This window comes from Rhabdobacter roseus (assembly GCF_014202275.1).
Lineage (GTDB): Bacteria > Bacteroidota > Bacteroidia > Cytophagales > Spirosomataceae > Rhabdobacter > Rhabdobacter roseus.
This window is the reverse complement of the sequence record NZ_JACHGF010000003.1, coordinates 935,492-961,786: the sequence shown is the minus strand read 5'-3', so window position 1 is coordinate 961,786 and position 26,295 is coordinate 935,492. Positions and strand designations below refer to the sequence as shown.

20 protein-coding genes are annotated in these 26,295 nt (G+C 54.9%); 7 read left to right on the top strand and 13 right to left on the bottom strand.

Annotated features, from left to right (window positions below; all coding sequences use genetic code 11):
• Nucleotides 1-97: 97 nt before the first annotated feature.
• Together HNQ92_RS13820 and HNQ92_RS13815 are read left to right on the top strand one after the other, a co-directional pair.
• Nucleotides 98-3,235, top strand: coding sequence for a GEVED domain-containing protein (locus tag HNQ92_RS13820; RefSeq protein WP_184174598.1), 3,138 nt, complete (start codon nt 98-100; stop codon nt 3,233-3,235).
• Nucleotides 3,236-3,281: 46 nt separating this feature from the next.
• Nucleotides 3,282-4,163 (top strand): hypothetical protein, encoded by an 882-nt coding sequence (locus HNQ92_RS13815; protein ID WP_184174597.1) that lies wholly within the window; start codon nt 3,282-3,284, stop codon nt 4,161-4,163.
• An 82-nt stretch (nt 4,164-4,245) separates the two neighbouring features.
• Here HNQ92_RS13815 and HNQ92_RS13810 read toward each other — a convergent pair whose 3' ends face one another.
• Entirely contained in the window at nt 4,246-4,875 is a 630-nt protein-coding gene (locus HNQ92_RS13810; protein ID WP_343062999.1) for a DUF4494 domain-containing protein, read from the bottom strand.
• Between the two features lie 75 nt (nt 4,876-4,950).
• Nucleotides 4,951-5,148: a DUF2188 domain-containing protein gene (locus HNQ92_RS13805; protein WP_184174595.1), complete on the bottom strand. Its 198-nt coding sequence runs from the start codon at nt 5,146-5,148 to the stop codon at nt 4,951-4,953.
• Between the two features lie 151 nt (nt 5,149-5,299).
• On the opposite strand from HNQ92_RS13805, the gene HNQ92_RS13800 reads away from it, so the two are divergent.
• On the top strand, nt 5,300-5,938 hold the full coding sequence (locus HNQ92_RS13800; protein WP_184174594.1) for an LEA/WHy family protein: 639 nt from the start codon (nt 5,300-5,302) through the stop codon (nt 5,936-5,938).
• 84 nt (nt 5,939-6,022) lie between these two features.
• On the opposite strand, the gene msrA is transcribed toward HNQ92_RS13800, so the two are convergent.
• Both msrA and HNQ92_RS13790 read right to left on the bottom strand, forming a co-directional pair.
• The gene (msrA, locus tag HNQ92_RS13795; RefSeq protein WP_184174593.1) at nt 6,023-6,703 is read right to left on the bottom strand and encodes a peptide-methionine (S)-S-oxide reductase MsrA; all 681 of its coding nucleotides are present in this window, start codon (nt 6,701-6,703) and stop codon (nt 6,023-6,025) included.
• A gap of 71 nt (nt 6,704-6,774) precedes the next feature.
• Nucleotides 6,775-7,653 carry an NHL repeat-containing protein gene (locus HNQ92_RS13790; RefSeq protein ID WP_184174592.1) on the bottom strand — a complete coding sequence of 293 codons (879 nt, stop codon included), beginning with the start codon at nt 7,651-7,653 and terminating at the stop codon, nt 6,775-6,777.
• 285 nt (nt 7,654-7,938) lie between these two features.
• On the opposite strand from HNQ92_RS13790, the gene HNQ92_RS13785 reads away from it, so the two are divergent.
• Nucleotides 7,939-9,531 carry an N-acyl-D-amino-acid deacylase family protein gene (locus HNQ92_RS13785; protein ID WP_246440106.1) on the top strand — a complete coding sequence of 531 codons (1,593 nt, stop codon included), beginning with the start codon at nt 7,939-7,941 and terminating at the stop codon, nt 9,529-9,531.
• A gap of 117 nt (nt 9,532-9,648) precedes the next feature.
• Here HNQ92_RS13785 and HNQ92_RS13780 read toward each other — a convergent pair whose 3' ends face one another.
• The 6 genes from HNQ92_RS13780 to HNQ92_RS13755 all read right to left on the bottom strand — a co-directional run bounded on the left by HNQ92_RS13780 (nt 9,649) and on the right by HNQ92_RS13755 (nt 18,155).
• The gene (locus tag HNQ92_RS13780; protein ID WP_184174591.1) at nt 9,649-10,884 is read right to left on the bottom strand and encodes a PQQ-dependent sugar dehydrogenase; all 1,236 of its coding nucleotides are present in this window, start codon (nt 10,882-10,884) and stop codon (nt 9,649-9,651) included.
• Between the two features lie 294 nt (nt 10,885-11,178).
• Nucleotides 11,179-11,832: a hypothetical protein gene (locus HNQ92_RS13775; RefSeq protein WP_221307444.1), complete on the bottom strand. Its 654-nt coding sequence runs from the start codon at nt 11,830-11,832 to the stop codon at nt 11,179-11,181.
• Nucleotides 11,833-11,922: 90 nt separating this feature from the next.
• Nucleotides 11,923-12,552, bottom strand: a complete 630-nt coding sequence (locus tag HNQ92_RS13770; protein WP_184174589.1) for a response regulator — start codon at nt 12,550-12,552, stop codon at nt 11,923-11,925.
• Nucleotides 12,553-12,632: 80 nt separating this feature from the next.
• Nucleotides 12,633-14,438 (bottom strand): sensor histidine kinase, encoded by a 1,806-nt coding sequence (locus HNQ92_RS13765; RefSeq protein WP_184174588.1) that lies wholly within the window; start codon nt 14,436-14,438, stop codon nt 12,633-12,635.
• A 70-nt stretch (nt 14,439-14,508) separates the two neighbouring features.
• Nucleotides 14,509-16,365 carry a sensor histidine kinase gene (locus HNQ92_RS13760; RefSeq protein ID WP_184174587.1) on the bottom strand — a complete coding sequence of 619 codons (1,857 nt, stop codon included), beginning with the start codon at nt 16,363-16,365 and terminating at the stop codon, nt 14,509-14,511.
• Nucleotides 16,362-18,155 carry a sensor histidine kinase gene (locus tag HNQ92_RS13755; RefSeq protein ID WP_221307443.1) on the bottom strand — a complete coding sequence of 598 codons (1,794 nt, stop codon included), beginning with the start codon at nt 18,153-18,155 and terminating at the stop codon, nt 16,362-16,364. Before HNQ92_RS13755 ends, HNQ92_RS13760 begins: the two co-directional genes overlap by 4 nt.
• A gap of 295 nt (nt 18,156-18,450) precedes the next feature.
• On the opposite strand from HNQ92_RS13755, the gene HNQ92_RS13750 reads away from it, so the two are divergent.
• The gene (locus HNQ92_RS13750) at nt 18,451-19,968 is read left to right on the top strand and encodes a flavin-containing monooxygenase (protein WP_184174585.1); all 1,518 of its coding nucleotides are present in this window, start codon (nt 18,451-18,453) and stop codon (nt 19,966-19,968) included.
• Nucleotides 19,965-20,585 (top strand): hypothetical protein, encoded by a 621-nt coding sequence (locus HNQ92_RS13745; protein WP_246440103.1) that lies wholly within the window; start codon nt 19,965-19,967, stop codon nt 20,583-20,585. The genes HNQ92_RS13750 and HNQ92_RS13745 overlap by 4 nt, the downstream gene beginning before the upstream one ends.
• 107 nt (nt 20,586-20,692) lie before the next feature.
• On the opposite strand, the gene HNQ92_RS13740 is transcribed toward HNQ92_RS13745, so the two are convergent.
• The 3 genes from HNQ92_RS13740 to fumC form a co-directional block, all read right to left on the bottom strand.
• Nucleotides 20,693-21,460: a hypothetical protein gene (locus HNQ92_RS13740; RefSeq protein WP_184174584.1), complete on the bottom strand. Its 768-nt coding sequence runs from the start codon at nt 21,458-21,460 to the stop codon at nt 20,693-20,695.
• Nucleotides 21,461-21,963: 503 nt separating this feature from the next.
• Nucleotides 21,964-23,331, bottom strand: a complete 1,368-nt coding sequence (locus tag HNQ92_RS13735; RefSeq protein ID WP_184174583.1) for an amidohydrolase family protein — start codon at nt 23,329-23,331, stop codon at nt 21,964-21,966.
• Nucleotides 23,332-23,490: 159 nt separating this feature from the next.
• Nucleotides 23,491-24,888, bottom strand: coding sequence for a class II fumarate hydratase (gene fumC / locus HNQ92_RS13730; protein WP_184174582.1), 1,398 nt, complete (start codon nt 24,886-24,888; stop codon nt 23,491-23,493).
• 260 nt (nt 24,889-25,148) lie between these two features.
• On the opposite strand from fumC, the gene HNQ92_RS13725 reads away from it, so the two are divergent.
• Nucleotides 25,149-26,270, top strand: coding sequence for a BamA/TamA family outer membrane protein (locus tag HNQ92_RS13725; protein WP_184174581.1), 1,122 nt, complete (start codon nt 25,149-25,151; stop codon nt 26,268-26,270).
• Nucleotides 26,271-26,295 lie beyond the last annotated feature (25 nt).

Here is a 26,295-nt window from a genome sequence, read left to right as displayed (position 1 = left end):
CGAGATTTTCTTTGTTTTTTGGGGCAAAATGGCATGTTTTTTGCAAAGGAAAGCTATACTCAACGTTAGGTCGAAATAGCATCCTGCGAATAGGAACATGAATAAATTCAAGAAAGAGTGCACGAGGGTGCGTACCTTCGTGTGTTGTTTGTGCTTTATGTTGGCCACGATGCTGAACACAAAGGCACAAGAACATCTTTGCGGTATTCCCGAGCCCACCGACGCGGAGGTGGAAGCACGGGAACTCATGATCAAAGCCCTGAAAAAGAACAAGCGCGGGGCGCGCCTCAGCGCCACCGAGCCGGCCTACATTCCCGTGCGCTTTCATGTGCTACAAAGAAATAACGGGGCCGACGGCGCTACCCTGACGGAGCTGAACCAGGCGCTGGCCCGGGCCAACAGCAAGTACCTCGAGAGCGGCATTCAGTTTTACATGGCCGGAAGTACCCCCAACTACATTCCCAGCGATACCTACTATGACTTCGATTTTACCGAAGAAACGGCCCTGACGGCCTCCCACTACGTTTCCAGCGCCATCAATCTGTACGTGGTAGGTACCCTTACGTACTATTCTTCGTCGGTGGCGGGCTACGCGTACTACCCGGCCACCTCGGCCGTGAGCAACCGGATCTTCATGCGCCGCGACGCCCTGCTCGACGGTCGGACGCTCATTCATGAGCTGGGGCACTATTTCAATTTACTCCATACCTTTCATAACAACAGCAGCTCCAACCTGGCCCTGCGCGAGCTCGTTACCCGCGCGGCGGGGGCTAATTGTACTATAACGGGGGACCTCCTCTGCGACACCCCCGCCGATCCGTACGGTTTGGGTAATTCCAATACGCAAGGATGTACGTATACTGGTACCGTTACAGACGTGAATGGTCAGCTGTTTACGCCTTCGCTCACCAACATCATGTCGTACTACTTCTGTGGCAACGACTTTACGGCGGGCCAGCACGGCCGCATGGCCGACGGCCTGCTGCTGCGCCAGCTGCCTGCCAACCAGTACGTGCTCAACTACGCATCGGCCAACGCCCTGCCCTCCAACCTGGTAGCTACTTACGGGGGGCAGGGCGTACAGGTTACGTTTACCGATAACAGCTCCGACGAAAGTGGCTTCCAGATCGAGCGGGCTACGGCGCCGGGCGGGCCTTATCTGGCCCTTGCGGGCCTGGCTCCCAACGTGACGTCCTACCTCGACAACGCCATCGTGACCAATACGCTGTATTACTACCGGGTGCGGGCCTCCAATAGTATTCAGTACAGCGCCGTGGACACGGCCAACGTGCAGCAATTCTACTGCCAGCCTCTCTACGGCTCGCCCTGCTCGCCGGTCGTCATTGCCGACTTCATTATGTCGGGCGCGGGGATCAATAACCTCAACACGGGCTGCGGGGTAGCCAGCTACAGCAATTTTACGAATATCACCGGGCAGGTAGTGGCCGGGCAGAGCTATTCGTTTACGGCCCGGGCGGTGCCGGGTGGCGTGGGGACGTACTTTCCCCAGCAGCTTTCGATCTGGATTGATTTCAATAAGGACGGTATTTTTGAAACCAACGAGCGGGTGTTCCAGTCGTCGAGTGCCATGGCACCTACCCTCACGGGCACCATCACCATTCCGGCGGGAGCACAGGCCGGAAGTACCCGGATGCGGGTGCGTTCGGCGTACAATGTGGCCGCGAATGATCCGTGTAGTTCGCTGACGTTCGGTGAGGCCGAAGATTATACCCTGAACATCACGTCTTCGTCTCCCACCATCCAGACTACCACCCTCAGCGCCACGAACATCTGCCGGGGCGATGCCCTCCAGGTGGCTTTTACGCACACGGGTAGTTTTGGGGCCAACAGTACCTTTGCCGTGGAGCTGGCTCCGGTGGGTAGTAGTACCTACGTAGCGGTACCTACCAGCGGCACGGCCAGTCCGCTCACGGCTACTATCCCGGCGGGTACGGCGGCAGGTACCTACAAAGTACGGGTCGTGGCCAACGGCGTAGCAAGCCCCGAAAGTACCCAGCAGCTGGTGGTGAATGCGGTACCCGGCGCGCCCACGCTGGCGGCAAGTACCCTAAGCGTGTGCCCCGGCGAAGCGGCCATCCTGACGGCCAGCCAGTGCAGTGGTTTGGTGAGTTGGTCGCACGGGCCTACGGGGAGCTCGGTGGAAGTAAGCCCCAGCACGGCTACGACCTACACGGCCACCTGTACCGTGGGGGGCTGCGTGAGCGGAGCCTCCGCGGCTATTACGATTGGTATAAAGCCCTTGGTACAGGCCACGCTGAGCGGCGGAGGTACTTTTGCCCTCGGCGACAGCGCTACCCTGACGGTACTATGCACCACGGGTGCCTTGCCCTGGCAATTTACGCTGTCGGATAACACGCTGTATGCCAACCTCATGAGCCCCAGCGTACAGGTGAAGGTGGCTCCGCCCACAACGACGACCTATACGCTGCTCGCGGTGCAGGATGCCGCCTGCGGCCTGGGAACGGGCGGGGGCTCGGCCCAGGTGGAGGTACTGGCACCCAGCGCCGTGGCGTTGCAGCTCCGGGTGTTTCTGGAAGGCCCCTACCGCAGCAACACGGGCCTCATGATTACGGGCCTCAACCAACGGGGACTGCTACCGGGGCAAACGCCCGTCAATATTCACGCCACTCCCACGCCTCCCGGCCAGCCCTACGGCGGCTCGCCCTGGAGCTACTTCGGCCCCGAAACCCAAAGTACCTACGCCACTACGGTGGTAGACTGGGTGTTGGTGTCGCTGCGCGCCACCACCTCGGTACAAAGTACCCTGTACCGCACGGCGGCGCTGCTGCACAACAACGGTTGGATTACGTTCGTGGGGAGTGGCCCGGCCCTCGACCCCCAGCAGAGCTACTACGTGGTGGTAGAGCACCGCAACCACCTGGGGGTACTTTCACACCAGGCGGTACCGGTGCAGAACGGCACCCTCACCTACGACTTCACGGCGCAGGACACCTACACGGCTACGACGCCCGTTTCGATGGGGCAAAAGCAAATTGGCTCGATCTTTGCTATGTTAGCGGGGGATGGCGATAAAAGTTTGCCGAACCAAAATTTTGATATAAATGTGCGCGATCATAATCTTTGGTTCGGCGCAAACGGTATCTTTGATGTATACTTTGGCGTCGATTTCAACCTGGACGCCCAGGTGTCGGCTTCGGATAAGGCCGTTTGGAATACCAACAACGGCCGCTTTTCGCTGATCGGGCGGCAGTAGTGCGTGAGAAAACTATACTAACTCATATTTCTTGATTAAAAAGCGAATGAAGAAAGCGATACTCTTTACGGGCTCAAGTACCCTGTTCCGGCTGCTGCTGCTGGTTGTCCTGATGGCAGGTACCCGCGCCGTTTCGGCCCAGTCGTTCGACCTGCGCCTGCGCCAAACCTCGGCCAACTGCGCCACCCGGCAGGTGGTTTTTGCGCTGGACATTCGGGCTTCCAACGCCGGAAGTACCTTCTCGCTGGGCTCGTCCAATTTCCGGTTTCAGTACAATACCGCCGTTTTGTCCAATCCCACCCTTAGCGCGCAGAATAACTACGCCAGCGGGGCCTACGCCGCGCAGGGGCTGGTAGTACAGACCGGCGTCGTGACCGTGAACATCAACCACAACAACGGCTCGGTGATCAACACTCCCAACGTCACTACCGACTGGACCACCATGTCGCACCTTACCTTTGAGGTACCTGTGGTGTCAGACGGCTGTTACAGCCTTGCCTGGATCGCCGGCCCGGATGCCTTTGCGGGTACGGAGGTATTCCTGGTGACGGGCGCGGGAGGTACTTCCACCGACCCCGTGGCCGAAGGTACCATCACCAACGCCACCGGTTGCGCCTTTCCGCAGCCCACGGCTACCCTCAGCGGTACCCAGAGCATCGGCAGCGGCGACGCCGCCCTGCTGACCGTCAACTACACGGGCACAGGCCCCTGGAGCATCAAGCTCTCCGACGGAGGTACTTTTACGAGCAATAACAACACACAAACCCTGGGCGTATCGCCCACCGGCACCACCACCTACACCCTCACCGAGGTAGAAGACGCCTGCGGAGCAGGTACCGTGAGCGGAAGCGCCATCGTGACGGTACTGCCGCCCCCGGCCGAGTGCAAGCCCATTTGCATCCCCGTTACGCTCCGAATCATCAAGTAGTTTTTTCCAAAAGGTACTTTACACAAACACCTCAGGGGTACTTCCGCCTGAGGTGTTTGTGTTTAAAAAGCAAAAAGAAAACCTACTGCTCCGGCGTGGCTTCGCGCTCGGCCAGTACCTCCGAGAGCGGCCGCAGGTTGGCTGGAATGGCCTCCTCCTTGGCGCTGCCGTCGTAGGGGAACACGTCCAGGATGGGCGTCAGGTTCAGGTCGGTGGTTTCGTAGGGGATCAGCATGGTGCGCATGCTTTCGGTGATCCGCGCCAGCGCCTGGGCTATATCCTCGGCGTTGACGAGCATGTAGTTCACTACCTTTTTTTCTTTCCCGCTTTTTTCGTCCACCGAGTAGTACACCACCTTGGCCTTGAACCACTTCTCGCCGTCTTCGTAGGCAAAGAGATCCGCCAGGCGCATCCGCGTGATGCTGTTGACGGTGAAGTCGCTGGCACCCGTCACGATCTGCTCGTAGAGGCGCGCTTCGGCCTCGGTGTAGGAGAGGGCGTCTACGAGGTAGGCTTCGTTGGTGGTTTTGAGTTTTCCGGTTTCGTCTTCTTTTTGGAAACGTATTTTTCCTAAGTACCAGCTGGCCATGGGTCTTTTGTAATGGGTTGATAAAGATGATTCGCCTCTCGCTCGGTGCCCCGGCTGGGGAGCCACCTTGGAGACGCGCAAAGGTACCTTCCCGCCCGCCGCCGCGCAACCCGCCCGGTACATTCTTTCACAAAAAAAGTACCCCCCGCAGCGGGAGGTACCTGGTGATTTTGTTCATAGCTAAAATTGTTTCACCGCTTAGGAAGCGCGCGACTTACGTACTTTCTTCCCTCGGTTCTCGGCCCATTCTTCGGCTTTGGCCGTCGCAATGGCAATGGCTTTTCCTTCATCGTAGCCTTCGTCCAGCAGCGCGTTGGCGATGTCGACCGCCTTGTTGCGCACGGGAGCCATGAAATTCTTCAGCGAAGGCGGATAGTTTTGTTTGGTCCAGGGCATGGCTTGTGATAGGTTTGGTACTTATGGGTTTTGAGAAATAAGTATGCCAGCGAAGTGGGAATCGCTTTTGGTACATACAATGTCGGCGGAATCTTCCCGTTGTATAACCTGTTGTAGCATTTTATACTACCTTTTAATCATCCCATAGACCATGAAAAAATGGCTTACCGTGGCCGGATTGCTGGCCGTAATCGGCGTGTTCAGCCAGTGTAGCGTTAGCAAGCAAGTAAAAGAAGCCAAGGCCTTCGGCGACTGCAAGTACCGCATCACGACCGTGGACAGCATCTACCTGGCGGGTACCGACATCCGGGAGCTGCGCAACATCCGCAGCATCCGCGATTTTGACCCCACCAAGTACCCTCACTTGGGCCTGGCTTTCCTGCGCAAGAACATCCCGCTGGACCTGCGCGTGAACCTGGATATTACTAACCCCACCAAAACCCTGGCGGCCATCAACCAGCTGGAATACAAGGTACTGCTGGCCGACAGCGAGCTGTTCAGCGGCTTTCTGAACCGCCGCATTGAGGTGTACCCCGGCACGGGCAGCACGCGGGTACCCATCAACCTCAGCACCAACGCCTACGAGCTGCTCAACAACGACAAAACCCGCGACGAATTCCTAGCCATGGTGCAGGCGCTCTCGGGCAAGGCCGACATAAAGCCTACCAAGCTCACCATCAAGGTGAAGCCCACGCTGTCGCTGGGCGACAAGCAGGTCAACTACCCCGGCTACATTACGTTTCAGGAAGAAATCACCCGCGAGATGCTCCTGGGCGCAAGCGGGTACTAGAGCAGACAGGTACTTTTGGTACGAACAAAGCCGGGGCACACCAAGTACCCCGGCTTTGTTCGTTTTGGAAAAACCCCAAAGTACCTACGGATGGGTACTTTTGAGCTTTCCGGTGTAGGTTTTCTTAAAAAGCTCAAAGCGCGGAATCGACACGCCCCGCACGTAGGGGTTGTTGGGGTTATGGATGACGTAGTCCTGGTGGTAGCCTTCGGCCCGGTAGAAAGCCTCCAGCGGCTTAATCTCCGTCACGATGCGGTTCTTATACCGGCTCTGGTTCATGTCGGCAGTGACGCGCTCGGCAATTTGCTTTTCTTCGGGGGTACTATAAAACAAAATGGAGCGGTAGGACGAGCCGCGGTCGGGCCCCTGCTGGTTGGGCGTGGTGGGGTCGTGGGAGAGGTAAAACACCCGCACCAGCTCTTCGTAGCTCACCTGGGCGGGGTCGTAGTACACCAGCACGGTTTCGGCGTGGCCGGTGGTTTCGGTATTTACTTTGTCGTAGGTGGGGTCGGTGGTGGTACCGCCCGCGTAGCCCGACACCGCCGAGTCTACGCCCACCACGGCTTCAAAAATTTCCTCGACGCACCAGAAGCAGCCTTCGGCAAAGGCCGCCGTGGCTTTGGTAGCGGGAGCCGCCGAGGCCAGCTCCACGGCGCGTACGTCGCTGTTGTCTTTGGCCTGGTGGTTGTTTCCTTTCTGCGCGCCGCAGGCCAGCAGCAGCAGCAAGGTACTTGCCTGAATACTCAGGACGAATGGATTTTTCATAGAGAACGAGGTCTTTGCTTATGTTGGGATAAAACAAGCAAAGACCTCGTTCTGTTCAAGCGGGGCGCAGGCTACTTCAGTTGGTAGGCCATCACGCTTTTTTTGTAAAAAGTAGGTACGTACACGATCCGCTTGGCGGCGTCGTAGCCGATGTCGGCCGAGTTGACTTTATCCGCGCTGGTGTCCAGCAGGGTGGTGGTAGTGCCGTCGGCTTTTACGTGGTACACGTAGCCCGACCAGCACGAAACCAGGTACTCGCCCGGCGCAATCTCCTCGATCCCGTCGGTACTTTTATCCATGCCCTCGGCCAGGGTTGTCAGATTTTTGTTGGCATCGAGCTTGTACAGGCTGCCGCTGGCGGCAAAAAGTACCCCGTCGCTGACGGCCAATACCCCGTTGGGGTTGTCGGCACCTTCGTGGTAGGTACTTACCTGCCCGTCTTTGAGGAGGTGAATTTTACCGGCGCTTTTGTCGGTAAAGTACACGTTGCCCTGCCCGTCCACCGACACGTCATTGAGCGCCTGCGCTCCGGCTACGGGTATTTTTTTGGTAATTTTTCCGTTAGCGAGGTCAATCTGTACCAGCTCGGTGAGGTCGGTCACGTAGAGGTAGCCACCTCCCATGCCCATGCCTTTGGGCGCGCTCAGGCCCGTCACCCAGTCCAGGTCGATGATCTGGCCGTCCAGCCCTACCTTCGCGATCCCGCCCTGGTTGTCCTTGCCGTCGGGCTTGCCGTCGATCTGCGAAACGTAAAGTACCTGGCTTTGGCCATCAAACAGCACGGACTCGGGTACTTGCAGGGTGGAGTCGGTACTCCAGAGGAGCTCCAGGGTACTTTCGGCGGTGGCAGTAGTGTCTTGGTCGTTGTCGGCGGCGTTGTCCTGATTGGACGAGCCGCAGGCGGAAAAAATGGCCAGAGAAGCCAGTAAAGCAAGGTGTTTGTGGTTCATGCGTTTGGGTAGTTGGTGAAAAAAATAAAAGCAAGAGGGCAGACCGGCACAAGGTACCGCCCCGCTCCGTTAACCAAAAGTACCTCGGTGGGGTTTTCTAATGGTACATCGTGAAGAAGAGGGTACTTGCCGGTACCTTACGGTGAATGGTCTGCGCTACCCACGCGAACGGGCGCTCTGCAACCCTTGGCACATCGATGAACAGCCAACACGCTTTTTCCGCCAAAGTACCCCGTTTTTAAGTATATTTGGTATCTGTATTTTCTCAAAGTACCTCATCTACTTATGTTCCAAGTCATGCTTCGTAGCCTTTACTGCCTCTTTGCGCTGAGTCTTCTTTCGTTTTCGGTTTTTTCCCAACCGCTGGACGTCCTCATCAAGAACGGTAAGATCATCGACGGCACCGGCAACTCCTGGTTTTATGGCGATGTGGGCATCAAAGAGGGAAAAATTACGGCCATCGGGAAGCTGGGGTCGGTGGAGGCGCGGCGGGTGATCGACGCCGCGGGGCTCATCGTCGCGCCGGGGTTCATCGACGTACACGCGCACATCGAAGGGGCGGAAGCAAGTACCCCCACGGCCGACAACTTCATCTACGACGGCGTCACGACGGTCGTGACCGGCAACTGTGGCGGCTCCAACCTGGACCTGGGCGGGTACTTTGTTCGCATGGATTCGCTCCGCACGTCGATCAACATCGCCTCGCTCATTGGCCACAATACCGTACGCCGGGCCGTGATCGGCGAAGCCCGGCGCGACCCCTCGCCCGACGAGCAGCGCCGCATGGAGGAGCTGGTTGAAAAAGCCATGCAAGACGGCGCCGTGGGCCTTTCGACGGGCCTGATCTACGTACCCGGTACCTACTCCAAAACGCCCGAAGTACTGGGCCTGGCGCGGGCCGCGGCCCGGCACGGCGGGGTGTACGCCTCGCACATTCGCGACGAAGGCGACCGCGTGACGGAGGCCATCGAAGAAGCTATTTCCATAGGTCGGGAAGCTGGTATGCCCGTCGAGATTTCGCATTTCAAAGTAACCTACAAACCCAACTGGGGCCGCTCGGTGCAAACGGTGGCGCTCATCGAGCGGGCTCGTAACGAGGGCCTGGACGTGACTATCGACCAGTACCCTTACATCGCCAGTAGCACCAGCCTCGACACCACCGTACCTACCTGGGCCTTTGGCGGCGGGCGCGACTCGCTGCACGCGCGCCTGCACGACGCGGCCACGCGCCAGCGGATCAAGAAGGAAATGGTCGCTACGCTCAAAAAGAAGCAGTTCAAAAACTACGACTACGCCCTCGTGGCCCGCTACGCCCCCGATACAACCTACAACGGCAAGACGATCCACGAAATCAATAAGCTGAAGGGCCGCAAAGCCAAGCCGCTGGACGAAGCCGAAACCATCCTGGACATGATCGAGGCTACCAACCGTACGCAAATGGTGTTTTTTAGCATGGACGAAAAAGACCTGGTGCGGATCATGCAGTATCCCTTCAACATGGTGGCTTCCGATGCGGGCATTGCGCGCTTTGGCTCGGGTATGCCGCACCCACGCGCCTACGGTACCAACGCCCGCGTGCTGGGTCGCTACGTACGCGAGCAAAAGGTACTTCGGCTCGAAGAGGCCATCCGGCGCATGACTTCGCTGCCGGCGCAGAAGTTCAAACTGCACGACCGCGGCCTGCTGCGTCCCGGCCTGGCGGCCGACCTCGTGGTATTCGACGAAGCTACCGTCAACGATGTCGCCGAGTTTGCCAATCCCCACGCCTATTCGGTAGGGTTCAGCTACGTACTGGTAAACGGCGAACTTACCGTAGACCAGGGCAAGCACACGGGTGTGCGCAACGGACGAGCCTTGCGCAATACAGCGACAGAATAAGAATAAAACCTTCGGATCAGTTACCTTGCCGGGGTACTTGCAAAGGTACCTTATAAAGCCAACAGGGAGCCTCTCAGAGGCTCCCTGTTGCGTAAAGTAAAGCAGCTACTTTACGTGTTACTTTTTGGCGATGCGGTACAGGCGGCCTTGGTCGGTGACGGCGTACAGGGCACCGTCCTTGCCTTGGGTAATATCCCGGAACCGCTGCATTTCCTCTACGAGCAGCCGCTCTTCGCCCACCACGCGGTTGTTGTCCAGTACCAGCCGTACGATGTGCATCCCGCTCAGGGCTCCGATGAAGAGGTTGTTTTTCCATTCGGGGATCTGGTTCCCGCTATAGAAGGTCATGCCGCTGGGTGATACCGACGGGTCCCAATAGTAGACGGGCTGCTCCAGTTGGGCTTTTTCCTGGATGTTTTCACCCACTTTTTTGCCGCTGTATTCAATTCCGTACGTAATGGTAGGCCAGCCGTAGTTTTTCCCGGCCTCAATGCGGTTTAGCTCGTCGCCACCGCGGGGGCCAAACTCATTCTCCCAGAGGTCGCCCGTGACGGGGTGGAAGGCCAGCCCCTGAACGTTGCGGTGGCCGTAGGAGTAAAGCTCCGGACGCGCCCCTTGCTTGTTCGCAAACGGATTACCGGCGGCGGGCTTGCCGTCGGTCGTGATTCGGATCACCTTGCCCAGTCCCGAGTTCAGGTCCTGCGCCTGGGGCCGGGTAGAAAGGTCGGAACGCTCGCCGGTGCTGATAACGAGGTTGCCCTGGCGGTCGAAGAGGATACGTCCGCCGTAGTGCAGATTGCCCTTGTAGGCGGGCGTAGCGCGGTAAATCACCGTAGCACCTTCGATGCGCTTTTCGTCGGTCGAAAGTTTGCCTTTGGCTACGGCCGTCAGGTTACCGTCGGAGAGGGGTTCCGAAAATACCCAGTAGACCATCCGGTTTTGGCTGAATTTGGGGTCCAGCGTAATGCCCAGCAAACCACCCTGACCAGCATTATGCACCGCCGGGAGGCCCGTAATGGGTTCGCTTAGCTTGCCCTCCGGCGTCACGATGCGCAGGTGTCCGGCTTTTTCGGTCAGGATCAGGCGGCCGTCGGGCAGGCTCGTAATGCCCCAGGGCGATTTCAGCGACTCGGTCAGTACCTTGCCTTCGTAGCTGGTGGTTGTTTTTACGCCCGGTACGCGGGTTTGGCCCGCAAAGGCCGGCCGGTTTTCGGGCGAGTTGGGTTCTTTGGTCTCGACGGGCGGCAAACTACCCCCCGCTCGGGCGGCGGTACCGCTTTGAGCAAACGTAGTCGTACTGGTACTCACCGCTATAGCAGCGGCGATCGTAAGAATAGAAATAGGTTTTATCATGGTTGGGTTGATTTATGGCTATTGGTTACCAGCCACAAAGATAACAGCTTACGAACGTGATCTGTTACTCCTCGGACGCCGGAATAGCATTTTCCTTTGGAGTGGTTTGGGGCGGTTCTGCCTGCTAATCAATGGATGGTACCGGAGGCCGAATGTTAAGGCAGAGGCTAGGAACGTTTTGCGTGTATGAGAAGTAGGGGGTTAAAAGGTACTTCACTTTCCATTTTGTGCAGCCTTTTATTAAAAGCACTAAGATTGGTTTAGCACCGAAATCACTGTTTCTTATGCCCGCTGTTATAGAACGTTTTCATTGCCTTTTCCAAAAAATAGTACGCTGAAACCAATCAAAGTTAATACGTAACCAAAAATAAGGCGAAAAGGTAATGGAATGATATGCCACAAAATGAGATTGGCAATAAAAATTATAAGAATGCCTAGTTTGGCTTTTTTGAAGTAATTCAAACTTAAAACCAGTAAGCCTAGATTGAAAATCTTAGAACTTGGCCCAATTGTAATAAAGGGTTTCCAAATTGATGGAACATTTGAAATATGATTGGTGAATTCAGTTCGCAATTCTTGATTAGGAAAGCTCCACCAAATGAAATCCAACACACACATACCAATGGTACAAACAATCCCAACTAGGGTCAGCGGTATCCCAATTAAGCTAATATTATTTTTAGGAAAAGATACCGTTTGGGGAATCAGTAGAGTCACACCAATTAATAAAAACCAATGAGCAAAATCAATGGGCTCCTGGTTATATACAAAATCATTCCCCTTAGCCAATAGAACCTGACCTATTAGAAAGAGAGCGAGTCCAACTATAAAGAGTGTTTTGTTTGTTATATTAAGCTTTATAGCCACCATTTTAGTATCGTCTTTTTTGTTATCCAAATGTGCTACAACATCCGTATATACGAACATAAGTGGCGTATATTCATCCAAATATACCGATAATTAAAAATTTTTGGCTTAGAAAGGCAAAGTCTACTGACGCCATTGCTGGTGGTAAAAACCCCCACCGGACTGTTTAGCTCAGGCTAATCCGTGCTCGATCGCAAACCGCACGAGATCGGCCGGTTGCTTGATGCCTAGCTTGAGGTTGATATTGTTGCGGTGGGTTTTCACGGTAGCCACGCTCAGAAACAGTCTGTCGGCTATTTCCTCGTTGGTGAAGCTTTGCCCGATCAAGCCGATAATCTCGATTTCGCGCTTCGTGAGTTGAAACTGGCGTTGAAACGAATCGTCGGCGTGTTGGTTAGGGGCGGTACTTTTGGTTAGTTTAGGATCGTAGTACTTTTTTCCAGCCAGCACCGTCTCGATGGCGTTCAGTACCTCGTCCACGCCGGAATTTTTGAGGATGTAGCCAGGTACCCCCAGCCGACTGCAATCCTCGACAAACTTGCGGTCGCTGTACATGGTAAGCATGATAATCCGTAGGGTAGGGTGGTGGTCCCGTAGTTTTTCGGCTACTTCCAGCCCGTTGAGCTGAGGCATGTTGATGTCTAGTAGCAGCAGGTCGGGTTGCAGGGTATGGACGGCATGAAGGACGTCTTTCCCGCTAAATACCTGCCCGACAACCTCAAGGGTGTCCTCGACGGAAAGCATCATTTTCATTCCATCGTTAAACAGCTGATGGTCGTCGGCAATGAGTATTTTGGTCATTTTTACTAAAAGTTAAACGTTGAAAATGAGTTGATAAGCGTACCGGAAAGGGATAGCGTTTGTCATGCCCTACGTACCCTTCAGTACGGTATTTCCACCACCACGGTCACGCCCGCGGGGCTGTTGTCGATGTCCAAGGTACCGTTAAGGAACGCCACTTTGGAGTGTAGGTTGTTGTATTTTGGTGGCATGGGGCCGTTGTGTTCAGAAATAAGCCTTACGCCCTGCGTATCGAAAACCAGCTGCAGGGTGGCTTCCGAAGCCTGGGAATTACGGACGATCTCGTTGATCAACTCGGCGGCAATCCGAAAAATCTGCACCTCGGTGCTGGGAGCCAGGCGGCGTTCCTGCCCGGCCACGATGTACTGAAAGCGGATGTCGGTGCCAGCCTGCACCTTAGCCATCGTTTCGGCCAGCGATTGGGCCAGACCCAAGGCGGCGAAGTTCTTGGGCATCAGGTTGTGCGAAACTGTCCTCAAGTTTTCTACGGCCCTATCCAGCAGGTGGCGGACTTCCATCAGTAAGGGTTGCTTTTCGCGAACGTCTGGCTTGCGTAGTACGCTAGTTACGTAGCCGATGGCCGTAGAGAGCATAGCCCCCACGTCGTCGTACAGATCTTCGGCGATACGGCTTCGCTCCAGTTCGAGGGCTTCAATGATCCGGCTCGATTGAGCCTGTTCATTCTGATGCAGGGTCGTGAGCAGGCGTTCGTTTTGCTGGCGGTAGCGCCGAAAGCCGAAATAAAGTACCCCCAGTGAAAGCAAAACCAGATCTACCAAATAATTGACCAGGACCAATCCTTCGTTGGTGAAATTGAACAGAGCGCGGCCCGTGCGACTATAGCCCATATTCACAAAGAACAGGATCAGAACCACAAACTGGACCACGGTAATGCCCATGTAAAAAAGGATAATCGGCTCGCGTTGATGGATGCGTTCCCGCAAGCTGAGCATAGCCAGCGGAACCACCATGAATGAGAAAAACAAGGTAAGCAAGAGTAATAGCCGGAAATAAAAAACCGGAACGTATCGAAGAATGAGTAGCGAAATGGTCAGCACCAGGGCCGCCACGATGCTGTACTTAAAGATATTAATGTAAGGAAAAACGCGGCTGTTTTGGGCATTTTGACCTATGAATCGTTGCATGAAATGCACCTTTACCAGTACGATCAGCCAGGCCGAGATAGTTTGGGGGTACCAGTCGTTGATGATCGGGGTATCGGGCCATACATACTGAAAAAATAACCCCGACGCAGCCCCCAGATGGAAAGTACTCACTACGACAATCGACATGAACCAGCCGTAGATGGAGTCGGCGGTGGCCAGCCAAACCATGCCGTTTAGCAGCAGTATCAGTAGCGTCATACCCGCCAGTCCACCCCAGAGTAAATACCGATTGCGACCATGTTGCTCGAACCTATCGGGGCTCCAGAGCCGAATACCCGTACTAAGGACTTCGCCGTGTTTGGCTACCATCACAAAAACATCCGTAGGTTGCTGGTAGTCAGCTAGCACCGGAAATACCCATTGGTAGTGTGAAAACTGCCGTGAGGCGAAAGGCAGCGAGTCGCCGGTAAAGACTTGCTTAATCAGAGATTTTCCAACGAATTGGTAAAAATCAACCCGATTTAAACGTGGATTTTCTATTTCCAGATAGCGCAATTGCCGCGAACCCGGGGGCAGCCGTAGGTGCAGCCAATGGTGGGCGGTCGTGTAGTTACTCAGCAACCGATTGTCGGGCAACGGCACAAAGCCTCCCTGGTCGTACAACGCTTTGATTTGTAAAACAGACATCTGACCGGTCGAGTCCATGAAGGTTTCGACCCGCTGGCCCAGGAGGGCGTGAATGGGGAAAAGGGTAAGAAATATGAAGCAGATGTTTTTCAAGCCAGTGGGTTTGATTCAAAAGTAGGGTGACATATTCTTTCTTCCTATACAAACATGTTTGTATATTGATCTAGCCTTGTACACGTATCGTAGTACCTTCCTTGCCGGATACGAGCTGCACCGTGGCCCCGAGCGTTTGGGCGCGGGCGAAAAGATTTTTGAGGCCAATTCCTCCTTCGGACCCGGCCTGACTCGGATCAAATCCGCGCCCATTGTCTGATACCATCAGTTCCCAGCCTGCCGCCAATTGGCTCAGAACGACGCAGCCTTCGGTGGCTTGGGCGTGTTTGATCAGGTTGTTGGTCAATTCGTTGGCTATGCGGTACAGCTGCCGGGTCTGCGCGTCCGACAGGTCGGCCAGTGGGCCATCGGTATCGTGCCGGAACTGCAGACGAATGCTTCCCGTCTCGTTGCGTTGCTGCACCAGTTCGGCCAGGGCCACCGCCAACCCTTTTCGCAGGAGGTCGGGCGGCGGACTATCGCGCAGAATCTGGTCGAGACAGTCGTCGGTTTTGTCGATCAATTTCACGGCCTCCACCAGTAAGGGGGCAGATGCAAGGCCGGTGAGCAGGGAACGGGTCTGGTGTAACCGGCCGCCTACGTCGGATTGCAGTAGGTAGCCTACCTGTTGGCGCTCCGCTTCGAGCACGTCAATGATGGCCGCGTTGGTCTGTTGTTGGGCTTGGGCCAGACTGATTTTCAGCCGCCGCTGTTCGTCAAGCGACCTCCTGTACCTGTAGGCCAGGAGGTAGGTGAACACCACCAGGTCGATAAAAAAATTAACCATCACAATCAGGTACGCATCTACGAAGAAAACCCCGTCGACCCGGTATCGCATGAGGTTCTGGATAAAAATAAAAAGCTGGCCGATGATTTGTATCCCAAAGCCAACGGCGTACAGTCGCTTGACGGAATCCTGCGATCGCAATCCTACAAGCGTAATAAAAATAAAAAGGATAAATACCACATTGGCCAACAGCGTATGGGTCATCGTGACGAGCCGGTACGCGCCGGTGTAGGCCGTGAGAAGGCCGGTCAGCTGGCCAACCACCAACAGCAAAAGCGCCAAGCAAAAGGCGTATTTAAGTACCTGGCTTAACCGGAATACCCAGGGTGCGGCCGTACGCAGTTGTAGAAAATGCTGCTGGAACTGTAGCATGGCGGGAACGTAAAGCCAGAGCGCTTCGATGACTGCATCGGGATGGTTGAAGACAGGTAGTCCGGGCCAGACAAACTGAAACCCCAGGCCGGTGTCGGCGAGCTGCCGCAAGGTAAGCCCCAAGAGGTACAGTCCGAACCAGCCGTACACCCGATCGCGGGTTGTTATGAAGAACAAAAAGGCCAGGAAAATCACCAGACCGGCTACCCCGAAAAATAGCCCCCAAAGAAAATACTCGCGCTGCTCCTTGTCCTCAAAATCACTCGTTCGCCACAATGTAAGTTCCGTCGCCAGATTTTCGTAGCGCTTATCGAGACGGAGGTAATAGTCTGCTTGCTGGCCGACTTCCACATTAAGCAGGTAAACAAAACTTTTGGTAGGAGAGGGGCGCTGGACGAAGGGGAACCGGCTGCCGGTTTGTCCCAGGGAGCGAAGGCTATTGTTTTTCAAGACAAAGAGCTCGACTTGGTCGATTGCGTGGTTTCGGATTTCGAAGGAAAGTTCTACGGGTTCTTTACTCGCTTTTATACGTAAATGAAACCAGTGGATCGACTCGGTATAGCCGGTGTTGAAGCGCTTTTCCTGAACCCTCGTAAACCTGCCGACTTGCCTTGCCTCCCGCGCGGAGGCTAGCCCGGTTGTGTCCTCCCAGTGATAGATGGGCACCGGCTGGATGGCAATCTGCCTGATCGAACTTTGATGATAGGTCAATAAACCCAGCATCAGTAGTACCACCACCCCCAAAAGCAGAACTAGTTTGCGGATCATACCAGGGTAGGGTTAGGCAAGCTTACCAGGGCCGAATTTCCCGCCTCAAAGTTATCCAGAAGCAGCGTGGCTCCAACCAAGTCGGCTTTGGCGCGCAAATTTATTAAATCAGAATCCGTAAACGCCGAGGACTGACCGTTATCCTCCACAGACAGGCTTACCTCATCTTCATGAAACAGCAACTGTGCCGTTATTTCGGTAACCATCGTCTGTTGTTGGGCGATCCGAATCAGTTGCACGGCCATACTGAACAGCATCTGATCGCGCTGTTCGCCTAGCGTTCTGCCCTGTCCCAGTGACACGAACTGTACCGGGGCACCCCGTCGGCTTGCCTGGTGACAGGCTTCGGCCAGGGCACTGGCCAGGCCGCTCTGGGCCAACTGCCGGGGCAATAACTGGTGTGAAAGTGCCCGCAGTTCGTCGGCGGCTTCGTCCAGCAAGGTCTGAGCGCGTTGCAAACCCGAGATTCGGCTGACACGGTCGAAGCGGGATAGGTACCCCTTGGCCGTAGCCAGCAAGGGGCCAACGTCGTCGTGAAGATCCTGGGCGAGTCGGCGGCGTTCGTCTTGCAGCGAATGAATAACCTGCTGCTGGGCCTCCTGTTGGCTTTGGAGTAGGCCCAGCTCCAGTTGCTGGTTGCCGTGGAGTGTGTGCATGTAGCGGTAAGCCAAGCCGTACGTAAAAAAAACCAAGTCGGTGAGTAGCGTTCCGCCCAGCACCACGTAGGTTTCGACGTCGAAGGGTAAGGGCCAGCCCTGCGCCTGGCAGAAATTCATAACGGCCACCAGTCCGTAGCCCGTGAACTGCACCGCGAGGGCATAGCCATAGTAGCGCACCATTTTTTCTCCTTCTCCACGGGTTACTTTTTCGTACAGACTCAGGGCTGTCAACACGACAATCACCGGCACAAAATAGGAAGTGGCCAGCGACACAAATTGGTACATGTACTGCTTGTGCCCCGCTACATCGAACAGCGGCATCGCAATAGCCACCGCCAGGCAACCCACCACAAACCACTTAAAGGCATTGACCCAGCGATATACCCGGCTATGGCTACGATCCTGGTTGATGAAATACTGCATGAAAGTCGTCTGAGCCACCATGGCGGCCCATACGTAGAGGTAGACGGGCATGAAATCGTTTAGGTGGGGCGAATCGGGCCACAGGTATTGGAAACCCAGCCCGGCATCGCAAAAAAGATGCATCGTGATAAAATGCAGATACAGGTTGTACCAGAGGTAAATCCAGTCGCGTACGGCCAGTAGCATCACAAAGTTCAGCACCAGGATCAGGCACACAATGCCAATAAAAATACCCCACAGAAAATATTCGTTTCGGTCGGAAGCGAGGAACGCCTGGCGGGGCCAAAGCCGCACAAAAAACGACAGTGTAGCGTACGACTGATTGACGCGCAGAAAGTATTGCGACGTCTGCCCTGCGCGCAGCCGAATGGGAAACGCGTAATTATTATTGAGGTAGGGCCGCTCACGGAACCGGAAGTGGTCACCGGTTCGGCCCAGTAATCGGATCGTATCGTTACTGACTTCGTATAAGGTCAGGTCGTCGAGGTTGGCGTACTCGATTTCCAGCATCAGGCGGTTCCCGTCGGCGGAATTTTCGGACCCGGCGAGTTCAAAAAACAGCCAGTGGGCCTCTGTGGTAGAATAGCCGAAATCCTGCCGAACGGTCCGAGCAGGGGAAAGGTGGAACGCCCCGTTCTGTTGGCGGATGACGACCTGATGGATGTCAAGTCGGCCGGTAGGGTCAGTAAAACGATGCAGATGCCCCACTAGCGGTATTTCACCGGTAAGGGTACTGGGGATAATGATCGGGTTGCTTGAACCAGGTGAATGCGCACGAGCCGCTTGCACAGAAAATAGCAGAAACCATACAAGGCAGGCGCGTTTCATGCTGATTAGTAAGAGACAAGGAGGGTTGAAAGATCAAATGAACATGGTTTTTGGTAAAAATACAAACAAGGTTGTATGGATTCGCCCGTGTCCGACCCGCCAACTTTGTGTCATTCAAACGGAGTGGAATTCAGCTATTTAAAATCAATACTAAACTCTTTTAAATCATACCAGAATGAAAACGAAACAAACGGTAGGTATCATCGGGGCGGGGGTAAGTGGACTGGTTACGGCCAAAACCATGCGGGAGCACGGATTTTCGGTGGTGGTGTTCGAGCGCGAACAGGAACTCGGCGGCGTATGGGCCTCCACGAAGCGTTATCCCAACGTAACTACCCAAAACACCCGCGACACCTATACGTTCTCGGATTTTCCCATGCCCGCGCACTACCCCGAATGGCCCACCGGAGAGCAGGTGCAGGAGTACCTGACCAACTATGCCCGGCAATTCGGAATTTTGCCCGGTATCCGATTCGGTACTACCGTGGAGCGGGCCGAACCTATAGAAAACGGCACGGAAGGCTGGCTACTCCAAACCCGGCAGCATGACGAAATCACCGAAGTACTCGTGGATTTCCTGGTAGTGTGCAACGGCGTGTTTAACGAACCGAACAAGCCCAAGGTACCCGGCCGTGAACTATTTCAAGGAACGGTGCTGCACAGCACCGAGTTTCGGCAGCATCATCTCGACGCCGCCCGCCACCAACGGGTAGCTGTGGTGGGCTTTGCCAAATCGGCCCACGACATTCTATCGCAGGTAAGTAACGTATCCGAAAATTGCGTTTGCATTTACCGCGAGGCCAAGTGGAAAATGCCCCGTATTTTTCAAGGATTGAACTTCAAGTACCTGCTGCTGCATCGCTTCGGAGAGTCACTTTTTCCGTACCGTCATTTGTTAGGTATCCACAAGTTTCTGCACGGACCGCTGGGTAAACCGGTCACCGGCCTGTTGACGAAAGGACTGGGTAAGTTGGTGGCGGCCCAATTGAAATTACGCCAAAGCGGTCTGTTGCCCGACAAGCCCTTCGACAGCATTGCCAACTGCTCCATTGGCCTCACCTCCGACCATTTTTACGAACGGGCGGCCTCGGGCGACATTCGACTCGAAAAGGGTGAAATTGCCCACTTTGTTTCGGACGGCGTGGTACTTCATTCCGGTAAGAAAATCGAAGCCGATCAGGTGATCTTCGCCACGGGTTTCCGGCAAACAGTACCTTTCTTTAGTGAAGAACTTACCCGCCAAATCCGCAACCAGAAAGGCTGGTTCCAGCTCTACCGCAACGTCCTGCCCACCGATGTACCCAACCTGGCTTTCGTAGGCTACAATCCGTCGCTGTTTACGCCCTTTACCTCAGAGCTGGCGGCCCACTACTCGGCTCAGTATTTCAAAGGCCAACTGAACTTGCCCAATCCCGTGGCGATGAAAACAGAAATCGCCTTACACCAGGAATGGCTCATGCAACGCGCCCCGCGTAGCAATGCTTCAGGTACCTGCATCATTCCTTTTTCGTTCCATCACGCCGACGAACTGATGCGCGACATGGGTCTCAAAACCCGCCGCACCCGTAACCCCATTAAGGAGTTTATGGCGCCGTTTAACCCGGCTATTTATCAAGGTCTTACCGACGAATTACGCGCTTTGAACAAAACGGAAATGGGTGCAGAAAAATCATTAGTTTTGGAGGAAATATGAACCCTAAACTCTCAGCCGCTGGCCCCGCCTCACTGGGCCCGGCCCTCCTAAGACCCATGAATGCCCTGAGCCGTTTCATCGACCGGATTGCCACCTGGAAAATCCTGATCCCGTTGCTTGCCCTTTACATTAGTTTTCCGGCTTACTGGCTTAAAAATGCCGAGGCTACCATCAACCGTTTGGCGGGCAAACCCCTGGGGCCCATCGACCTGACGTTCGGATTTGACCCTGCCCGTACCCTGCGCATGGTAGCCGACTACGGCCCCGCCGCCCGAGCCTACTACACACTAATCGAACTGACCACCGATTTGGTTTATCCCATCGTGTATAGTCTATTGTGGGCAGTAGTCCTCACGCTGCTGTTCCGCGGCAAAGCCTATAAACCGTTTGGCTGGATAGCACTACTGCCGTTCATTAGCCTGCTTTTCGACTACCTCGAAAACGCCACCATCGTGGGTTTGTTGACTACGTATCCTAATCAGTCCGTGGCGTTGGCGGTACTATGCGAACTGTTTAAGCTGGCTAAGTGGCTCACCTTTGGAGGGGTGATAAGCCTTGTCCTGTACGGGTTGGTTCGGCTTATGGTGACTCAATGGCGAACGTCATCCCAAGGGTAGAGAACCGCCTGGTTTTCAGAAGCCGTATGACGCCTTAATTGTTGTTTTTACTAACAAAAGCTAAAGTTTTTTTACTACTTTACTGATTAACGGTAAGTACATGACGATCATGTCGGCTGAATGCCGACATGATCGTCATGTACATTGTTAGATAGCGTTTTTCTATTTAATGTTTCATTTAGATTTATTTGTTCCTCTTGTATCATTTTATCAAGTACAATTGGGTTGATTTCAGGTTTGTTGCGTTTTACATATATTTCTGAAACTGAATTGATGATAGTCTGACCTTCCTGTTCTCCAAAGACTTCCTTGTAAATTTCCAAAGACTCTTTATGTGTTAAGAAAAATAAATCTCTTAGTTCTTGATCCATAGTTGCGAAAATGTATACTTGTTTAGCATCTTTTTCACAATAGTATTGTGTACTCCAAAACGATAAATACGTCAGATCCCATGCAACGTTCTTACAGATGCGGTTTATCGATTCGTAATTTATCTCCTTCTTTCGAAAGGTTTTGGATTTGCCGCCTAATAACATAACAGCAAAATATGTTGTGTACTTACAGATCAGTATATTCTCAAAGACCCATTTATGGAATAATTCAAATCTCTTCACAATTTCGAGTTCGTCACTAAAGTACAATTGAGACAATTTTAGCATTTCTAAGTAATGCATCTTGAAATGATCGTCTTCAAGAAAGAATTCGAAATCTTTTCCTTTCTCAAGTTCTATTTTTGGAATTGTTTTGGTTTTGCCCATTGCAAGGTCAAACCAGTCCCTTGGAGAATATTGCTTATATATATGGAGAAAGATATTGTTTTCTTTACTTGCTTCTATGTTACCTCCATGATGGTGTGAATATTCAGTAAGTGCCAAACCTGAATTAAGTGCAATGTTATTAAACTCTGACCATGCTAAAAGACAACTAATTACTTTCAGACTGTGTGTATCTTTTAATTCTCCATTATTTACTAAAATCTAATTATTCGAACCAGAATATTACGATCTAAGATAACGATAAAATTTCTCCCTTCATATCCTGAAAAGTCAGGAATTCCGTCAGGAGATATTATGGGATGTAGAATTATCTTCTTATCAATTAGGAAGAGAGTTATACTCTTAAGTTCACTTTCTTTAATTTCGATAAGTTTCATATTTTAAGCCTCTTACATGTTATCTAACATCTGTATTTACGAACCATACATTCAAATATACCGATACTTGAGGAGACTTGCCTAGGCTAAAAACTCCCGCACAACCTTCTGCTGAGTGCAAACCAGCCCGTGTTTGATTGTAAACTGGGTCATAGTAGCAAAGCTAGAGCTCGTACCTAACCTGAATTCTACGGTCAGCTATTCGTCAAAGCAGTAGCCCCCCCCTTACTTCTCCAGCTTTTTCAACTCCGCCCGAAGGTAGTCTTGCGGGTACCAGCGGGCACCTACCAACACACCCTCCACGCTGCGCGACTGGCCAATGTCCTGTAAGGGGTTACCGCTGAGCAGCACCAGGTCGGCGGCCTGGCCCACGGCTACGGTACCGGCGCGGTCGGCCTGGCCGAGGTAGGTCGCCACGTTGACGGTACCCGTGCGCAGGGCCTGGTAAGGCGTCAGGCCGGCGTCGACAAGGTACTTGAGCTCGTGGTGGACCGAGAAACCGGGTACGTTAAAGACCTGCGGGCCGTCGGAGCCCAGCAACAGGCCCACGCCATGTTGCTGGCAGGCCTTGATGAGGTCGCGCCGGAACTGAATGTACTTCGAGATCCTGGCTGGGTCGTAGGCGGCCTGCGCCTGGAGGCTCTGCTTGCTCCTGATCCAGCTCATGCGCACGTCAGGCTTCATGTAGATCATCTCGGGGGCGCGGTCAAGTACCTCCGGTGACGTGGGCGAAAGCCAGCGCTCGGCCAGCGCCTGGGTAGGCACTACCCAGATGTTTTTTTCCTTGAGGGCCTGCATGAGTTTAGGTACCTGCGCGCGATCGGCCTTCTCGGCCACGTACATCCCAAAAAGCCCCGCCTCCTGCTCGGTGTACGACTGGATGTCGGGCACGAGACCTTCGATGAAGCCGTCGAGGTGGTCGATGGACGAGTAGCCCGCCTCAATGGCCCGCCACACGCCCACGCCAAACGACACGTGCCCCACAAACGGGATACCTACGTCGTGGGCGGTTTCGGCTACGGCGTTGAAGTTGCGGAGCGTCAGGCCGGGGTGCAGCTTCAGGTAGTCGTAACCCGCTTCTTTTTGGGCCCGCACGCGCGCCGCACCCTCCTCGGGCGACTTCACCGTTTGCCCGTTGAAGGACGGGCCGGTGGTGTAGAAGTGGGGGCCGGGTATTTCGCCGTTGCGGAGTTTTTGGCGGAGCTCCAGGTGGCGTGAGTGGCCCAGCATACCGCGGATCGTCGTGACGCCGTTGGCCAGAAAGAGCGTAAGTACCTCCTGCATGGGCTCCAGCTCATCGACGGGCGGCACGTGCGCGTGCATCTCGGCCAGGCCGGGGATGAGGTACTTGCCGTTGGCCTCCACCACCTGCGCGTTTTTACCGTACTTGGCCTTAGCGGCATCGGTAATGGCCGTGATCTTGCCGTTTTGCACCACGACGGTCTGGTTGCGAAGTACCCGCTCCTGGTCCATCGGGATCACATTGACCTGCCGGAACACCAGCTCGCGGTCCTGGAGGTCGGTCCAGTTTTGGGCCTGAACGGGCGAAAGCGGTAAAATAACTAGGAACAAGAAAAGCAGGAGCCGGTCCATAGGATTGAAAGGGTTAGGGTAGAGGTACTTATCCTAATAAGTCCGAAAGGTAATGAAATGTTTTTGACCAGACCAGGTACCCCAGCAGTAGGTACTTATTACAAGAAAAAAGCCCCGCGCCGGGGCGCAGAGCTTCGTAAAATACTACGGAAGGTGCCCTTAGATTTTCCCCACCATATCTTCAGGTTTTACCCATTCGTCGAACTCCTCGGGCGTGAGGTACCCCAGCGCCACGGCGGTTTCTTTGAGCGTGGAGCCGTTTTTGTGGGCCGTTTGGGCAATTTCGGCGGCTTTGTAGTAGCCGATCTTGGTATTGAGGGCCGTCACGAGCATGAGCGAGTTATTCACGTGCTTCTTGATGTTGTCGTGCAGCGGCTCAATGCCCACGGCGCACTTGTCATTGAACGACACGCAGACGTCGCCGATAAGCCGAGCTGAGTGCAGGAAGTTGTAGGCCATCAGCGGCTTGAAAACGTTCAGCTCGAAGTGGCCGTTGGAGCCGCCGATGCCGATGGCCACGTCGTTGCCCATCACCTGGGCGGCCACCATCGTCATGGCTTCGCACTGCGTGGGGTTCACCTTGCCGGGCATGATGGAGCTACCGGGTTCGTTGTCCGGGATGTAGATCTCGCCAATGCCTGAGCGGGGGCCCGACGACAGCATCCGGATGTCGTTACCGATCTTCATCAGGCTCACGGCCACGGTTTTCAACGCGCCGTGGGCTTCCACGATGGCGTCGTGCGCGGCCAGGGCTTCAAATTTATTTTCGGCCGTGATGAAAGGCAGGCCGGTGAGGTCAGCGATGTGCCGGGCTACGTTTTCGGCATAACCGTCGGGCGTGTTGATGCCCGTACCCACGGCCGTACCGCCCAGCGCCAGCTCCGAGAGGTGCGCCAGGGTGTTGTTGATGGCGCGCAGGCCGTGGTCGAGCTGCGACACGTAGCCCGAAAACTCCTGCCCCAGCGTGAGCGGCGTGGCGTCCATGAAGTGCGTACGGCCAATCTTCACCACCTCTTTGAAAGCTTCGGCCTTGGCTTTGAGCGTGTCCCGCAGCTTGGTGATGCCGGGGATCGTCACTTCTACCAGGATCTTGTAGGCCGCAATGTGCATGGCCGTGGGGTAGGTGTCGTTGGACGACTGCGACTTGTTCACGTCGTCGTTGGGGTGCAGGTACTTTTGTTTATCCCCCAAAGTACCCCCTTGTAGCACGTGGCCGCGGTACGCAATCACCTCGTTGCAGTTCATGTTGGACTGGGTACCCGAGCCGGTTTGCCACACCACGAGCGGAAACTGGTCGTCGAGCTTTCCTGCCAGAATCTCGTCGCACACGCGGCCAATCAGGTCGCTTTTCTCCGGCGCAAGTACCCCCGCTTCGTAGTTGGTAATGGCGGCGGCCTTTTTAAGGTAGGCAAAGGCTTTTATGATTTCCTTGGGCATCTTGTTGATGTCCTGCGCGATGGGGAAGTTCTGGATGGAGCGCTGCGTTTGGGCACCCCAGTAGACATCGGCCGGTACTTGCACCTCGCCCATGGTATCTTTTTCGATGCGGTATTCCATAGTATTGGGTAGTAAAAAGAGCGTGTAGTGAGAAACATTTCGAGCCGGTAAAATTAGGGCAGGCGCGGGAGTTTTAGTAGATTTTAGGGATAAATAGTTTCATTCAGGCCATAAAACCCGGTCGCGGCGAAGGTACCTTTGCCCCGGCGGGGAAGGTACTTCGAGAGGCTTCATTTCCCAAAGTCCGAAACCTTTCGCCCTATCCGGGCGTATGTACTTTGCGGCGGCTTCTTGGCCAGCCAGCTCCCTTCGTTTGCCCTATGCGTGTTTGGATTCGAATTTTTGCGGGTACTTTATTGGCCATGGGTACTTTATCCATGGTGTCGCTGCGGGCGCAGGTACCTGCCGATACCCTGACCCGCGCTCGCCCGCCGCTTCTGCGCGACAAGACCATCGTACCCCTGCCGGTGGTGTTTCGGCTGCCCGAAACGGGTTTTGGGGCCGGGGCGGTGGTGGCGGGCGCTTTTTCGTTTGCAAAAGATTCGCTCTGGGCCAAGCCCTCGCAGCTCTCGCTGGGCGTCACCTACACCCAAAACCGCCAGATCCTGGTTTTTCTACCCTTTTCGATTTTCCTTAAAAATAATCGTTACTACCTCTTCTCAGATACCGGCTGGTACCGCTACAACTACTTTTACTACGGCATCGGCGAGGCGCGGGTACCTCAGGAATACTTCGACGTCACCTACCCGCGGGTGCGCCTGCTGGCCGCCCGGCAGTTGGGCCCCAAAACCTACGCGGGCCTGCGCTACCAGTACGAAAGCTACCGCGTCACCCGAACCGACGCTGGCGGCGAGCTGGCCTCCGGGCGGGTGGTGGGGAGTAGCTTCAGCCGTACGTCCAGCCTGGGGCCTTCTTTGCTGCGCGACACCCGCGACACGGTTTTTTACCCCCGCACGGGCATGTTCGGCGAGTTATACGTACTCCCCACGGCCCGGCTGCTCGGGGCCGACCGCAACTTCGTGCGGCTCTACCTCGACGTCGCCAACTACCTCGCGCTGAGCCCGCGCTGGGTACTGGCTACCAACTACGTGGTGAGTACCGTAATGGGGCGGGAAGTACCTTTCAGTCAGCTTTCCTTTTTGGGTGGGCAAAAAAAAATGCGGGGGATCTACGAAGGATTTTTTCGGGATAAAAACGCCCTCCTGGGCCAGGCCGAACTGCGCTGGGAGCTCGGCTGGCGGCTGGGGCTGGTGGGCTTCGGGGCGGTGGGGTTTCTGGGTGACCAGGCGGAGGTACTTCGGCTGGCTCGGCCCAAGTTTACCTACGGGGGCGGCCTGCGGCTGAAGGTACAAAAGAAAAACCACCTCAACGTCCGTGCCGACTACGGGCTGTCGCCCTACGGAGGCGGGCAGCTGTACCTCACGCTCGGCGAAGCTTTTTAGGTACTTGCTGCGGCGCGGATTTTTA

What these genes read in the sequence shown, in the direction of transcription:
- HNQ92_RS13815 (WP_184174597.1), top strand. Translation starts at nt 3,282, where the DNA reads ATGAAGAAAGCGATACTCTTTACGGGCTCAAGTACCCTGTTCCGGCTG.
- HNQ92_RS13820 (WP_184174598.1), top strand. Translation starts at nt 98, where the DNA reads ATGAATAAATTCAAGAAAGAGTGCACGAGGGTGCGTACCTTCGTGTGT.
- msrA (WP_184174593.1), bottom strand. Translation starts at nt 6,703, where the DNA reads ATGAAAAATCCATTCGTCCTGAGTATTCAGGCAAGTACCTTGCTGCTG.
- HNQ92_RS13780 (WP_184174591.1), bottom strand. Translation starts at nt 10,884, where the DNA reads ATGATAAAACCTATTTCTATTCTTACGATCGCCGCTGCTATAGCGGTG.
- HNQ92_RS13785 (WP_246440106.1), top strand. Translation starts at nt 7,939, where the DNA reads ATGTTCCAAGTCATGCTTCGTAGCCTTTACTGCCTCTTTGCGCTGAGT.
- HNQ92_RS13770 (WP_184174589.1), bottom strand. Translation starts at nt 12,552, where the DNA reads ATGACCAAAATACTCATTGCCGACGACCATCAGCTGTTTAACGATGGA.
- HNQ92_RS13750 (WP_184174585.1), top strand. Translation starts at nt 18,451, where the DNA reads ATGAAAACGAAACAAACGGTAGGTATCATCGGGGCGGGGGTAAGTGGA.
- HNQ92_RS13735 (WP_184174583.1), bottom strand. Translation starts at nt 23,331, where the DNA reads ATGGACCGGCTCCTGCTTTTCTTGTTCCTAGTTATTTTACCGCTTTCG.
- HNQ92_RS13810 (WP_343062999.1), bottom strand. Translation starts at nt 4,875, where the DNA reads ATGTACCGGGCGGGTTGCGCGGCGGCGGGCGGGAAGGTACCTTTGCGC.
- HNQ92_RS13790 (WP_184174592.1), bottom strand. Translation starts at nt 7,653, where the DNA reads ATGAACCACAAACACCTTGCTTTACTGGCTTCTCTGGCCATTTTTTCC.
- fumC (WP_184174582.1), bottom strand. Translation starts at nt 24,888, where the DNA reads ATGGAATACCGCATCGAAAAAGATACCATGGGCGAGGTGCAAGTACCG.
- HNQ92_RS13800 (WP_184174594.1), top strand. Translation starts at nt 5,300, where the DNA reads ATGAAAAAATGGCTTACCGTGGCCGGATTGCTGGCCGTAATCGGCGTG.
- HNQ92_RS13760 (WP_184174587.1), bottom strand. Translation starts at nt 16,365, where the DNA reads ATGATCCGCAAACTAGTTCTGCTTTTGGGGGTGGTGGTACTACTGATG.
- HNQ92_RS13805 (WP_184174595.1), bottom strand. Translation starts at nt 5,148, where the DNA reads ATGCCCTGGACCAAACAAAACTATCCGCCTTCGCTGAAGAATTTCATG.
- HNQ92_RS13745 (WP_246440103.1), top strand. Translation starts at nt 19,965, where the DNA reads ATGAACCCTAAACTCTCAGCCGCTGGCCCCGCCTCACTGGGCCCGGCC.
- HNQ92_RS13725 (WP_184174581.1), top strand. Translation starts at nt 25,149, where the DNA reads ATGCGTGTTTGGATTCGAATTTTTGCGGGTACTTTATTGGCCATGGGT.